Source organism: Polynucleobacter sp. MWH-HuK1, from assembly GCF_018881815.1.
Taxonomy (GTDB): Bacteria; Pseudomonadota; Gammaproteobacteria; order Burkholderiales; family Burkholderiaceae; genus Polynucleobacter.
Map to the genome: position 1 here is coordinate 1306800 of NZ_JACVPP010000001.1, position 12015 is coordinate 1318814.

15 protein-coding genes are annotated in these 12015 nt (G+C 45.9%); 7 read left to right on the forward strand and 8 right to left on the reverse strand.

Annotated elements, in window-relative coordinates; all coding sequences use genetic code 11:
• Window positions 1-19: 19 nt before the first annotated feature.
• Genes ICE93_RS06750 through ICE93_RS06760 form a run of 3 tightly spaced genes read right to left on the reverse strand, consistent with a single transcriptional unit; the run spans window position 20 to window position 2857 of the window.
• Window positions 20-1000 carry a tripartite tricarboxylate transporter substrate binding protein gene (locus ICE93_RS06750; protein WP_216186755.1) on the reverse strand — a complete coding sequence of 327 codons (981 nt, stop codon included), beginning with the start codon at window positions 998-1000 and terminating at the stop codon, window positions 20-22.
• A gap of 43 nt (window positions 1001-1043) precedes the next feature.
• Entirely contained in the window at window positions 1044-2429 is a 1386-nt protein-coding gene (locus tag ICE93_RS06755) for an FAD-binding oxidoreductase (protein WP_216186758.1), read from the reverse strand.
• A gap of 26 nt (window positions 2430-2455) precedes the next feature.
• Window positions 2456-2857 (reverse strand): nuclear transport factor 2 family protein, encoded by a 402-nt coding sequence (locus ICE93_RS06760; RefSeq protein ID WP_216186760.1) that lies wholly within the window; start codon window positions 2855-2857, stop codon window positions 2456-2458.
• Window positions 2858-2953: 96 nt separating this feature from the next.
• On the opposite strand from ICE93_RS06760, the gene ICE93_RS06765 reads away from it, so the two are divergent.
• Complete coding sequence (locus tag ICE93_RS06765; protein WP_216186761.1) at window positions 2954-4294, forward strand: aspartate aminotransferase family protein; 1341 nt, start codon at window positions 2954-2956, stop codon at window positions 4292-4294.
• A gap of 34 nt (window positions 4295-4328) precedes the next feature.
• Here the strand turns inward: ICE93_RS06765 and ICE93_RS06770 are convergent, their stop codons facing one another.
• Both ICE93_RS06770 and ICE93_RS06775 read right to left on the reverse strand, forming a co-directional pair.
• A complete protein-coding gene (locus ICE93_RS06770; protein WP_216186763.1) occupies window positions 4329-5057 on the reverse strand; it encodes an LrgB family protein in 729 nt (242 codons plus the stop codon).
• Window positions 5050-5397, reverse strand: coding sequence for a CidA/LrgA family protein (locus ICE93_RS06775; protein WP_216186765.1), 348 nt, complete (start codon window positions 5395-5397; stop codon window positions 5050-5052). The genes ICE93_RS06770 and ICE93_RS06775 overlap by 8 nt, the downstream gene beginning before the upstream one ends.
• Window positions 5398-5527: 130 nt before the next feature.
• Here ICE93_RS06775 and ICE93_RS06780 point away from each other — a divergent pair, with 130 nt between their 5' ends.
• Genes ICE93_RS06780 through soxA form a run of 6 tightly spaced genes read left to right on the forward strand, consistent with a single transcriptional unit; the run spans window position 5528 to window position 10253 of the window.
• The gene (locus ICE93_RS06780; RefSeq protein ID WP_216186767.1) at window positions 5528-5977 is read left to right on the forward strand and encodes a (2Fe-2S)-binding protein; all 450 of its coding nucleotides are present in this window, start codon (window positions 5528-5530) and stop codon (window positions 5975-5977) included.
• 11 nt (window positions 5978-5988) lie between these two features.
• Complete coding sequence (locus ICE93_RS06785) at window positions 5989-8205, forward strand: molybdopterin cofactor-binding domain-containing protein (protein ID WP_216186769.1); 2217 nt, start codon at window positions 5989-5991, stop codon at window positions 8203-8205.
• A gap of 25 nt (window positions 8206-8230) precedes the next feature.
• Window positions 8231-8665, forward strand: coding sequence for a sulfur oxidation c-type cytochrome SoxX (soxX, locus tag ICE93_RS06790; RefSeq protein WP_216186771.1), 435 nt, complete (start codon window positions 8231-8233; stop codon window positions 8663-8665).
• A gap of 18 nt (window positions 8666-8683) precedes the next feature.
• Window positions 8684-9160 carry a SoxY-related AACIE arm protein gene (locus ICE93_RS06795; RefSeq protein ID WP_216186772.1) on the forward strand — a complete coding sequence of 159 codons (477 nt, stop codon included), beginning with the start codon at window positions 8684-8686 and terminating at the stop codon, window positions 9158-9160.
• Window positions 9157-9486, forward strand: coding sequence for a thiosulfate oxidation carrier complex protein SoxZ (locus ICE93_RS06800; RefSeq protein WP_216186774.1), 330 nt, complete (start codon window positions 9157-9159; stop codon window positions 9484-9486). The genes ICE93_RS06795 and ICE93_RS06800 overlap by 4 nt, the downstream gene beginning before the upstream one ends.
• On the forward strand, window positions 9483-10253 hold the full coding sequence (gene soxA, locus ICE93_RS06805) for a sulfur oxidation c-type cytochrome SoxA (RefSeq protein WP_370624596.1): 771 nt from the start codon (window positions 9483-9485) through the stop codon (window positions 10251-10253). Before ICE93_RS06800 ends, soxA begins: the two co-directional genes overlap by 4 nt.
• A 16-nt stretch (window positions 10254-10269) precedes the next feature.
• Here the strand turns inward: soxA and purU are convergent, their stop codons facing one another.
• From purU to ICE93_RS06820, 3 genes are all read right to left on the reverse strand, one after another.
• Window positions 10270-11124, reverse strand: coding sequence for a formyltetrahydrofolate deformylase (gene purU / locus ICE93_RS06810; RefSeq protein WP_216186786.1), 855 nt, complete (start codon window positions 11122-11124; stop codon window positions 10270-10272).
• Between the two features lie 72 nt (window positions 11125-11196).
• Window positions 11197-11613 (reverse strand): hypothetical protein, encoded by a 417-nt coding sequence (locus ICE93_RS06815; RefSeq protein ID WP_216186788.1) that lies wholly within the window; start codon window positions 11611-11613, stop codon window positions 11197-11199.
• Window positions 11558-11962, reverse strand: a complete 405-nt coding sequence (locus ICE93_RS06820) for a surface-adhesin E family protein (RefSeq protein ID WP_216186790.1) — start codon at window positions 11960-11962, stop codon at window positions 11558-11560. The genes ICE93_RS06815 and ICE93_RS06820 overlap by 56 nt, the downstream gene beginning before the upstream one ends.
• Window positions 11963-12015 lie beyond the last annotated feature (53 nt).

The window sequence follows — 12015 nt, forward strand, 5'->3', positions numbered from 1 at the left end:
TATGCAATGCGGTTACGAATCAATCAATTTTAATATTGGAGGCCTTCACAATCTTTGCCCACTTCTCATGTTCGGCAACGGTGATCTCGGTCAACTTTTCAGAATTAGCAAACTGAGGATGGATACCTTGATTGGCTAATTTAGCTTTAAAGTCTGGATTTGTCAGAATTTTGCGAATTTCTCTTTCCAGGCGTTCAACTATTACAGGAGAGGTGCCCTTAGGTGCGTAGATAGCAAATAAATTCTCCACATCAAATTTTTTCATGCCATCTTGCTCAAATGTAGGCACGTTTGGCATCAAAGGGGAGCGCTCGGAAGAGGCAATCGCAATTGGTCTGAGTTTGCCGCTTTGAATATGCGGCAGAGATGCAGTGATGCTATCAAACATCATCAAAGTATTGCCAGCAATTAAGTCAGGCAATGCAAAGCTACTACCTTTATAGGGAATATGTACTCCGGTAGCGCCGATACGTTGCATAAATAACTGGGACTCTAGATGAGATAGGGTGCCATTGCCTTGTGATGCGTAATTAAAGTTACCATTCTTGGATTTAATGAACGCAATCAGTTCGGTCATATTCTTGGCGGGAACGCTTGGGTTTACCTCTAAGACGTGAGGTACTGATCCCACTAGTGCAACGGAGATAAAATCCTTTTGCAGGGAGAAAGGTGGGTTAGTGAAAAGGGCTTGGGCAATTGCCTGATTTGTTAGAGCGCTGAAGTGAATTGTGTAGCCATCTGGGTTAGCTTTGGCTGCAGCTGTCATACCAATCATCCCGCCGCCGCCTGGTTTATTTTCAATTACCACTGCCTGTCCCAAGGCGTCTCCTAATGGTGCAGCGATGCTACGCGCAAACACATCAGTTGAGCCCCCCGCAGGGAAGGAGAGAATCATTTGAATTGGTTTTTTAGGCCAATCAGTATCAGGTGCTGCAATGCTTGCATTAACTAGGCCAAGGGCAGCAGTGATACCGAAGACGATGCGATGAACAAGATTCATGGGTGCCTTTATAGAGTGTGAGTTGAATTTTTGAATGAGAGGGTTATTTTTCATCTTTGAGCCAATACCACTTATAGAGAAAACTTTGCCCCAATCTTCTAAATGGAGCAAGTGCCTCTGAGCGCACTTGTCCAAAGAGGTTAGGAAATTCGAGAGGGGAGTTATAAATCGGTAACTTAAACACTTCAGAATTAACTTTGCTTCCAGCAATCAGTTCGGCCAAGCGTTTGCCAGCCCAAGTAGAGAAGGAGACGCCATTACCACCATAGCCGAGGGCGTGCCAGACCATTTGCTTTGGATCGGGTTGAGTGATGCGAGGCATCATGTCATGACTAACATCTACCCACCCCCACCAGGAGTAATTAATCTGAATGCCTGCTAACGGCGGAAACTTTCTAGCGATAGCGTCTATTAATAGCTTGAGATGTTCTGGTGCATTTGCATCGGCACCGCTAATAGAACTACGGCTACCTAGCTGTAGTCGATTGTCTTTCAGTAGGCGGTAATAAAAACGCAGTGTGCGTGTATCAGTTAAGAAAGTGTGCGAACGAAAATTACATGCTGCTATCTCTGCATCGGTTAGCGGTCTAGTCACCACTGAATTTGACAGAATGGGAAGGATGCGATTTTTGATGGGCTTTAAGCCCTGTACGCCATAGCCGCCGGTGCAGATCGCAATACGCTTGGTGCGAACATTTCCGCCCGGCGTACGTATGTGATGAACCCCATTAATCGTTTCCCAAGATTCGACTGGGCTACTGGTGTGGATTTTCACTCCTAAACTTTGTGCTTTGCGGAGCAATCCAAATGTAAATTTAAGTGGATGAATACCAACGCCTTCACGCTCTAAAAGTGCTCCAGCGGCATCATGATCGTCGCAATAATGTTCTCTGAGTTCTTGCGCGCTCATGAGGAGTGGATCGTAGCCAAATACGTCTTTTCGAACTTTCGCTTCATTTTGAAGGTAGATCATTTTTTCTGGACGATGTGCGACGTAGAGGTGACCGCCATCAGTTGCATCACAATCTATTTGACTGACTAAGTCTTTGAAGTTTTCAAAGCCGGTGTAAATCTCTCGATCAAGTTTTTTGGCAGTATCTAAACCCCAGCGCTCAATCCACTGAGAGCGGGATAGTCGACCACTGGCATTTTGTCCTTGACCGCCACTTCTACTGGAGCAACCCCAAGCGGTTTGGTTGGCTTCCAGAATGACTGCTTTGATGCCATGCTCCTGCGCCAAATAAAGTGCCGTTGAAACCCCGGTTGATCCTGAACCAATTACAACAACATCGGTATCAAAGTCTTGGGTTACTGGCCCATCATTTGATGGAGCTGTTCCAGCGCTTGCCACCCAGTAACTTGGCGCATAGTCTTGACCTGTCCCAGGATTCTGGGAGGTGAGGGGGTCATAAAGTGGGTCGTATTTCATTGGGATTGAGTCTAGGGCATTCCCAATTATTTTGTTGCCGGCAAATTCGGTCGATTCTTGCGAAAGACATTCTTCAGTTGAATCTTACCATCTTTGAAAGTGAAAATATCTACCCCGTCCGCTTCTACACGCGATCCATCGGCTGCTGTTCCAGTAAATGTCCATTCCGAAACTCCAAAGTTCTCATGAACAAAATGTCGATCATGGATCCATTGAGCATCTGGAAAGTTGATCCAGGCACTTTCAAACGCTGCCCTTACTGCTTGAAATCCCTCATGGCGTGCCCCATACGATTCAGGCCCTGCTGCAGTCTGAAAGACGCAATCATCGCTCATGAAACTCATTAGGGAATCAATATCGTGACGGTTCCAGGCGGCGCTGAAGGCGGCTAAGGTGGCAACTGTAATTGGGTCTTTAGTATTTGACATAGGGATTATTGCTTGAATTCATGAGGGCGATCAATGAAATTTGGTTTGATTGCTATAGTATCGAATAAATCTAATAAATACATCTATGAGACAACCATGGACAGTTCTGTAAAGTCAGTTGATATGTCAGCCTATTGGCTGCCGTTCACTCCAAACCGCTATTTTCAGCATCATCCGAAGATCATGCAGTCCGCAAAAGGAGCTTACTACTATGACGATCATGGTCGTAAGCTGTTTGATGGCTTATCAGGGCTTTGGTGCTCCCCATTAGGGCATGCTGATCCGCGTATTGGTGCGGCCATTAAAAAGCAATTTGAAACCATGGACTATTGCCCAGCGTTTCAAATGGCTAGTGAAACGGCATTTAACTTGGCGACCCGTATTGCAAAAATGGCGCCTGCGGGATTGGACAAAGTCTTTTTCACTAATTCTGGCTCAGAGGCGGTTGATACAGCATTAAAAATTGCCATTGGTTATCACCGTGTCATGGGTAATGCTTCTCGCACGCGTTTAATAGGAAGGGATCGCGCTTATCACGGTGTTGGCATTGCCGGTATATCCGTGGGTGGCATGGTTGCGAATCGCAAAATGTTTGCTAGCATGATGATGCCAGGCGTAGATCACTTGCCGCATACGCTCAATCTCTCGCAAATGGCTTTCTCAAAAGGGCAGCCGAAGTGGGGCGCTCATTTGGCTGAAGAGCTTGAAAAAATTGTCACTCTGCATGATGCCAATACGATTGCCGCAGTCATTATGGAGCCCGTGCAGGGCTCGACAGGTGTTATCGTTCCGCCAGATGGTTACCTGCAAAAGATTCGTGAGATCTGTACCAAGCACGGCATCCTATTAATTTTTGATGAAGTGATTACCGGTTTTGGTCGTTTAGGCGCGAACTTCGGTGCCGATCGATTTGGTGTAACGCCTGACATGATTACCTTTGCCAAGGGTATTACGAATGGCGTCATTCCAATGGGCGGTGTGATAGTACGTAGCGATATTTGCGAGAGCATCATCTCTCATGGTGGTCAAGAGCAGTCGATTGAATTCTTCCACGGCTATACCTACTCAGGTCATCCAATACCTGCGGCAGCTGGTCATGCCGTACTGGATATTTTCGAATCTGATGATTTAGTCAATCGTGCGCGAGCGCTTGAGCCTGTGCTTGAGGATGGGTTGCATGCACTAAAAGGCAAGCCCGGTATATTGGATATCCGTAATTTTGGTTTGTCGGGTGCCGTTGAGCTCGACCCTGTCCCGGGCAAGCCAGGTCTCCGCTCTATGAAAGTCCTAGAGGCTTGCATCGAAAAGGGTGCGCTAGTTCGTGTAGCCGGCGATGCGATTGCAGTAGGCCCTCCCTTTATATCGACCACAGAAGAGGTGCAATTTCTCTGCAGCGTTCTAGGCGAAGCGATTGATGTAGCTATGCAGGTTAAGTAATCAGCTCAAGCAAAGAAATCAAGCAAGCAAATTATCACTTGTTAAATAAGTGATAAATAACAGGGATAGCAACAGCGCTCACTACGCCGTTCATTCCCATGGCTAGACTGGCATAGGTTCCTGCTTCCGGATGAATGCTAAAGGCGCGGGAGGTTCCAATGCCGTGCGCCCCAATTCCAATGGCGAAGCCTCTTTGCCACCAAGCTTTCATGCCTAATGCATTGAGAACAAATGGTGCCAAGATTGCACCTAGGATTCCAGTGCTCACTGCAAAGATAGCGGTGAGGGTGGGTGAGACGCTGATGCGCTCAGCTATACCCATGGCAATAGGTGCTGTAACTGACTTGGGGTACATGGCGCCAGTAACACTAGCATCTGCTCCGAGTAGGGTGGCAATGCCTACTGCGCTAATAATTGACACCAAGCCACCAGTACAAAGCGAGGCAATTAAAGGAATGGACCTTCCTTTGAGGCTGCTTAGGCCTCGATAAATAGGTATTGCCAAAGAAACAGTCGCAGAGCCTAATAAGAAGTGAATAAATTGCGCGCCCTCAAAATAGGTTGAGTAGGGCATTTCAATAAACTGAATCGTGCTCGCCACAATCAGAATAGCAATGGCCACTGGATTGGCCAGAGGGTTTTGATGGGTTGTCTTATAAATGGCTAGTCCAATTTGATAGGCGGCCAGGGTGATAAATAAAGCAAACAGTGGGCTACCAGATAAGTAGACCCAAATCTCTACTATGGAGTGCTTTTCACTCATGAGATTCCTTCTTGCTCAGGAGGCGCGCAATGAAAGCGCTAGAGGCAATGGTGAGGATGATGCTGCCAACTAGGGCGCTAATAATGGCTAGAGCATTGGCTTTCAGTTGAGGCAGAAATAGCACCACGCCAACAGCCGCCGGAACAAAAAGTAGGCCAAGGTATTGACTAAAGCCGTCGGCAACCATTGCCAGGTCGGAATTGATTCCTTTCCGTAAAACTAGCCAAAGAACTAGAAGTACTAGCCCAATGACTGGTCCGGGTAGCGTCGGCAGTAGAAACTTTGAGACAAGCTCACCAAGGCTTTGAAAGAGTAGGATTTGTACAAGGCCAGAGATCATATCCTGATCTTACTGCCCAATAATTTATGTTGCAAAGCAATAAATTAATTCTTGGTTAAGATGAACATACAAAAAGCAAGGGTATTTTTAATGCCCTAAGAACGATAAAAGACTTGATAGGAGAGCACGCATGGCCGAACTAAATGTGAATGGCAAAAAGTACAAGCTGGATGTAGATCCAGACACCCCATTGCTTTGGGTAATCCGTGAACAAATTGGATTAACTGGCACTAAATATGGTTGCGGGATTGGCGCATGTGGCGCTTGTACAGTTCTGTTCGATGGCCAGGCTGTCCGTAGTTGCTCTATCCCTGTTGCTGCTGTAGAAGGTAAAAAAATTGAGACTATTGAAAGTCTTGAAAAGAATGGTCAATTATCTAAAGTGCAAAAAGCTTGGGTTGATAACCAGGTGCCTCAATGCGGTTACTGTCAATCTGGCATGGTGATGGCAACTACAGCTTTGTTGCGCAATACGCCGAAGCCTACAGATGCGCAAATCGATGCGGCCATTACTAATATCTGCCGTTGCGGCACTTTCCAAGAAGTACGTGCAGCTATTCATGCTGTAAGCAAGGCTTAAGGGGAAAATACATGACTATAAATACAAATGCTTCCCGTCGCCACTTTGTTATCGGCTCTAGTGCAATTGCCACTGGACTAGCCATTGGCTTTGATCTCTCCTTTATGTCTACTGCCCATGCTGCGATGGGTACTGGCACTACCGCAATGACTCCACTAGCCACCCCAGAGATTGGTGTGTGGGTTGTGGTGAAGCCAAACGATGATGTTGTTGTGCGTATTGTTCGCTCTGAAATGGGTCAAGGCACTATTACTGGTTTGGCACAGATGGTTGCCGAAGAGTTGCAGTGCGATTGGAAAAAAGTTTCTTATGATTACCCATCTCCTGGCGAGAATTTAAAGCGTAACAAAGTCTGGGGAAGTTACTCAACAGGGGGTAGCCGGGGTATCCGCACTTCTGAGCAATATGTTCGCAAAGGTGGTGCTGCAGCACGCATGATGTTGATTCAGGCTGCTGCCAATCAGTGGAATGTTCCAGCCGCAGAGTGTGTGGCTAAAGACAGCATCATTACACACACACCTTCTGGTAAGAAAACAACTTTCGGCAAAGTATCTGTTGCAGCATCACAGTTAGAGGTGCCAAAAGATGTGCCGTTGAAAGATCCAAAAGAGTGGAAGCTCATTGGTAAGTCTGTAAATCGCATTGACGGTGTATCTGACAAGGTTACCGGTAAACAAGTTTATGCAATCGATTTGAAGATGCCTGGCATGTTAGTCGCTAATATTAAGGAATCCCCTGTATTTGGTGGCAAAGTAAAGAGTTACGATGCAACTAAAGCCCAAAGCATGAAGGGTGTTAAGAAGGTTGTGCAGGTTGGAGACACCGCGGTAGCAGTTGTTGCTGATACTTTCTGGCAAGCAAAAACCGCTTTAGACCAAGTCAATATTGTTTGGGATAACGGTTCAAATGGGGAGCTCTCTAGTGCTGGCATCAAGAAGATGTTGGAAGAAGGCCTTACTGCGAATGATGCATTTGCACATAACTCGAATGGTGATGTAAAGGCCGCCATGTCAAGTGCATCTAAGACATTAGAGGCTACTTACTTTTACCCATTTTTAAATCATGCAACTCTGGAGCCGCAAACCGCTACCGCCAAGTGGACTCCAGATTCATGTGAAGCTTGGGTGCCAACACAGGATGGTGAGGCTTCATTGGCTGCGGTAATTGCTGCATCTGGATTGCCCGCTGATAAATGTAATGTCTATAAAGTAAACTTGGGTGGCGGATTTGGACGTCGTGGCGCTTTCCAAGATTACACAACGCAAGCGGTAAATATTGCTAAGCAATTGCCAGGTACGCCTATCAAGTTAATTTGGACTCGCGAAGAAGATATGACGCAAGGTCGTTATCATCCGGTAATGATGTGCAAAATGTCTGCTGCAATCGATGACAAGAAGAATGTGACAGCAGTAAATATGCGTTTATCTGGCCAGTCCATCTTGGCTGCTGTACGTCCGGCTGTTGTGGCTGCAAACAAAGGCAAGGATCCTTTAGCATTTCAAGGTGTCGATCCAACTGGCGAGCATGGCATTACTTACAGCTTCCCCAATCTCAATATTGACTATGCAATGCGCAATACAACCGTGCCGCCAGGATTCTGGCGTGGCGTGAACGTGAACCAAAATGCGATCTTCATCGAAACCTTTATGGATGAGATGGCCGAAGCAACTGGTGTTGACGCTGTTGAGTTCCGCCGCAAGCATATGGAAAAGTATCCTCGTGCTGTAGCAGTGCTGAACGCTGTAGCTGATGGCATTGGTTGGAACACTCCTGCTAAACCAGGCGTATTCCGCGGCGTTGCTCAAATGCGTTCATTCGGCAGTTATGTAGCTGCCGCATGTGAGCTTTCAGTGACCAATGGCAATGAAGTAAAGATTCATCGCATTGTTGCTGCTACTGACCCAGGTTATGTAGTGAACCCTGCCCAAGTGGCACGTCAGGTATCTGGTTCATTTGTGTATGGCTTGTCTGCATTATTTGAAGAAGAGATCACAATTGAAAAGGGTGCAGTTGTACAAAAGAACTTTGACACCTTCGGTTCGATTCGTCTCGCACAAATGCCTAAAGTTGAAACCATCATCATTCAAGGTGGCGGTAAAGACTGGGGTGGAGTAGGTGAGCCAACGATTGCGGTAGCTGCACCAGCGGTTCTGAATGCCTTTTATCGTGCAACTGGCAAACGTCTGCGCACGGTTCCTCTGAAAAACAGCGGTATTAAGCTGGTTTAAGAGCTGACTTATTGAAATTGTGTCCATGAGAATGAGGATTGCACTAGCAGTATCTTTGCTAGTGATCCTCAATCTTCAGTTTGCACACGCTCAAGCCATCAAAGGGGATTCGATTATCGAATCCCTTTCTGCTGACCCTGGTGATCCGTTACGTGGTCGAGCTATTGTGGCAAGTCGTCAAACTGGCTTGTGTTTACTGTGTCATAGCGGCCCTTTTCCAGAAGAGCGCTTTCAAGGTAACTTAGCTCCAGAGCTCAAAGCAAGCGTGGTGAGATTGAATGCATCTCAACTTAGGGCGCGCATTGTGAATGCAGCACATTTCAATCCACAAACCATCATGCCGTCTTATTACCAAACAAGTCATCTTAATCGGGTTGCCCCTAAGTTTGCTGGTCAAACCCTATTAAGCGGACAAGAGATAGAGGATGTTATTGCCTTTTTAGTGACGCTGAATAATTAACGAGACATTACAAATAAAATGAAGAAGATCATTCACTATCCGCGGCGACACTGGTTAAAACAAGTGCAAGGACTCGGTCTATTAGCCTTGGCTACTTGCTTAACCCCCATGAAAGCCTTTGCAAAAAAAGAAGATGCAGATGAGGTCATTAAAAAAATCACAGGCGGAGCTCCAGTTAAAGATGGCAAGGTTACTTTGACGATCCCTCCATTGGTGGAAAACGGAAATCTAGTTGTTTTAAAAGTGAGCGTGGATAGTCCGATGACTGTTAACGATTATGTCAAGACGATACATGTAGTTGCTGAAGCCAATCCTTCACCAAATATCTTTACCGTTTACTTAACACCACGTTCAGGCATCGCAAATGTAACTACTCGCGTTCGTTTAGCTGACAGTCAAAGAGTCTGGGCAATTGCACAGATGAGTAATGGTAGTTTTTGGCGGGGATCAGCAGAAACCTTGGTAACTCTCTCGGCCTGTACGGAGATGGTATGAGTAAAACTTCCCGCACATCTATAACCATGCCATCAACGGCAAAGAAAGATTCCATTATTGAGATTCGAGCGATTGCACAGCATGATATGGAGTCAGGTTTTCGTTATACCGAAGGCGGTAAGCAGATCCCTCGCGACATTATTCGTACCTTTACTTGCACCTATAACAATGTAGAGGTATTCAAGGCAGATTTCTATTCTGGTATTGGCGCCAATCCTTTAATCATCTTCACAACAGTTGCGGTTGAATCTGGAACTCTTGAATTTAAGTGGGTTGGAGATGGTGGCTATGAAGCGGTAAATCAGTCTTGCATTACTGTTTCGTGAACTTAATCCTTTCTCTATTTCTTGGCGGTATTTTTCTCACTCTGGGTAGCCCCCTTACATACGGCGCCTCTGCAAAACATCAATCTAGCTATGAGTTGATGTCTGCCGATAACAAAGCAATGCAGGATGACCCATCATTAAATCCTGCGATGTTTTGGGTGGGTGATGGAGAAAATTTATGGCAACAAAAAATTGGCTCTCAGAATAAGTCTTGCAGCTCTTGTCATGGTGATGCAAAGAGATCGATGCGTGGTGTTGCGCCCCAATTTCCTAAAGTAATTAAAGGTAAATTGCAGACTCTAGAAGGGCAAATTAATCAATGTCGCGTTGGAGCGCAGGGAGTATCCTCATTGGCTTATGAGAGTAAAGATCTTCTGGCGCTGACAGCCTTTGTCGCTTTTCAATCTAAAGGTATGCCCATTTCTATCAGCGAGACCCCGGCAAATACATCCTTTTTGAAGAAAGGCCGCCAGACATTTAATGAGAGGATGGGGCAACTCAATCTATCTTGTGCCCAATGCCATGAGGATAGGGCAGGTTTAAAGCTAGGTGGAAGCCTCATTCCGCAGGGGCATCCTAATGCTTACCCTATTTACCGTTTGGAATGGCAAACCTTGGGCTCTGTACAACGTCGACTTCGTAATTGTATGAGCGGAGTTAGGGCTCAGCAGTTTGAATATGGTTCGCCAGAGATGGCGCAATTAGAGTTATTTCTGATGTGGCGAGCAAGAGGCTTACCTCTGGAATCTCCAGGGGTAAGGCCTTAAAAAAACCGTTGTTGAATTAGTCCGAGAAGACTACAGAAGTCGCACCATTAATGAGAACGCGATCATGCAGGTAGTAACGTAAAGCTCTAGAGAGAACAGTGCGTTCTAAATCACGCCCTTTACGCACTAAATCGTCTGGCGTATCACCATGCGTAACGCGAGTAACGTCTTGCTCGATAATCGGACCTTCATCCAAATCGCTGGTGACAAAATGGGCGGTAGCGCCAATGAGCTTGATGCCGCGAGCATGAGCCTGGTGGTAAGGCTTTGCGCCTTTAAAACTAGGCAAGAATGAGTGGTGAACGTTGATGCAACGCCCAGAAAGCTTAGTAGATAAATCATCGGACAAGATCTGCATGTAACGCGCCAAGATCACCATATCCACCTTATTTTCTGCAATAATTTCTAAAAGCTTGGCTTCCTGTGCTGGCTTGGTCTCTGGAGTTACTGGTAAGTGATAAAAGGGGATGTCAGAAAAATCAATACTGGCGTAAACATCACGTGGGTGATTGGAAACAATGCCGCAAACAATCATTGGTAACTCACCAATACGCCAGCGGTAAAGCAAATCAACCAAGCAATGATCCAATTTGGAAGCCATGATTAAGACGCGCTTCAGATCTTTTACTGCACGTAATTCCCAGGTAAGATCAAAGCGTTTTGCAATTTCTAAAAAGCCAGCTCTTAATGTGTCTGCATTTGCTGGGCAGCTAAAGCTCACCCGCATAAAGAATCGCTTTGAGGCCTTGTCATCAAACTGTTGGGCTTCCTCAATATCACCACCTAGTTCAAAAATATAAGTAGCAACTGCGGCAACAATTCCAGGCTTATTTGGACAGGTAAGGGTGAGGTAGTAGTTTTCCGTGGCCATATTAAATCGTCAGTTGAGTGCTAATAAGTGCTAATTTTAGTCTGTTATGTCTTTAAAGGGGTGAGTAAAGTGCTATTGCTTGGCGGTGTCTTTGCTTAAGTCTGCTGGACCCAATAAAGGCTCGCTTTTATCTGTGACAGTGGGTAATACAACCTCAATGCAGATAGGTTTGGAGTCGATCACATTAAAGAAGCTACATTCTTTTTTGGTTGCCGCAGAAGCGGCATGCTCCAAAGGAGATTTTCCCGTTGCTGCGGTAGAGGCTAGACTAGCTGCAGTGCTGGGATTAGCAATCGCAGCAGTGCCTGCAGAGCTAGCTGCGGCAGTGCCACTGCTACTGAGTGCTGCTAGCGGCGCTGCGCAAGCAGTCAATAACACCAAAGTAACAATGAAGCCAAATCCGAGGGCGGTATTCCACCCTCTGTGATGATATTTACTTGCTACGACACGCAACGTTGTAGACGCCAGCTGGCCAAGAGCCGTTCTCAATGGTTTCAAATTGACTGTCTGGAGTTTTTTGCTCTTCTACGACTTTACCTTTACCCATGTTTTCAGAAAACACTTTGAATTCAATTGGGCGATATATTATTGCGCTGCAATCGAATTCATTTAGGCCAATAATAGAATTTGCACTTTCCTTGGTTTTTGGATTCTGTCCAGGCTTTTTGAAGTCTAGTAATGAAATTATTTGTGCTTTATCGCCTTGCTTCTGAAGGGTGGCTGTATCGGCGTAAAGAGTAAAAGCATCGGTTTTCCCAATCTCTTGCCATTCAGCAAGTGCATTACCGGAGCAGGGCAAGGTCACGCCCAAAACACACATAGAAAATATTATTTTCATGAAAAACCCTTGTAAATTACTGGTAATAATTTCTTTATTTTACCCGCCAACAG

Excerpts from the sequence above, each read along its gene's own strand:
- ICE93_RS06750 (WP_216186755.1), bottom strand. The coding sequence starts at position 1,000 with ATGAATCTTGTTCATCGCATCGTCTTCGGTATCACTGCTGCCCTTGGC.
- ICE93_RS06755 (WP_216186758.1), bottom strand. The coding sequence starts at position 2,429 with ATGAAATACGACCCACTTTATGACCCCCTCACCTCCCAGAATCCTGGG.
- ICE93_RS06760 (WP_216186760.1), bottom strand. The coding sequence starts at position 2,857 with ATGTCAAATACTAAAGACCCAATTACAGTTGCCACCTTAGCCGCCTTC.
- ICE93_RS06765 (WP_216186761.1), top strand. The coding sequence starts at position 2,954 with ATGGACAGTTCTGTAAAGTCAGTTGATATGTCAGCCTATTGGCTGCCG.
- ICE93_RS06770 (WP_216186763.1), bottom strand. The coding sequence starts at position 5,057 with ATGAGTGAAAAGCACTCCATAGTAGAGATTTGGGTCTACTTATCTGGT.
- ICE93_RS06775 (WP_216186765.1), bottom strand. The coding sequence starts at position 5,397 with ATGATCTCTGGCCTTGTACAAATCCTACTCTTTCAAAGCCTTGGTGAG.
- ICE93_RS06780 (WP_216186767.1), top strand. The coding sequence starts at position 5,528 with ATGGCCGAACTAAATGTGAATGGCAAAAAGTACAAGCTGGATGTAGAT.
- ICE93_RS06785 (WP_216186769.1), top strand. The coding sequence starts at position 5,989 with ATGACTATAAATACAAATGCTTCCCGTCGCCACTTTGTTATCGGCTCT.
- soxX (WP_216186771.1), top strand. The coding sequence starts at position 8,231 with ATGAGAATGAGGATTGCACTAGCAGTATCTTTGCTAGTGATCCTCAAT.
- ICE93_RS06795 (WP_216186772.1), top strand. The coding sequence starts at position 8,684 with ATGAAGAAGATCATTCACTATCCGCGGCGACACTGGTTAAAACAAGTG.
- ICE93_RS06800 (WP_216186774.1), top strand. The coding sequence starts at position 9,157 with ATGAGTAAAACTTCCCGCACATCTATAACCATGCCATCAACGGCAAAG.
- purU (WP_216186786.1), bottom strand. The coding sequence starts at position 11,124 with ATGGCCACGGAAAACTACTACCTCACCCTTACCTGTCCAAATAAGCCT.
- ICE93_RS06820 (WP_216186790.1), bottom strand. The coding sequence starts at position 11,962 with ATGAAAATAATATTTTCTATGTGTGTTTTGGGCGTGACCTTGCCCTGC.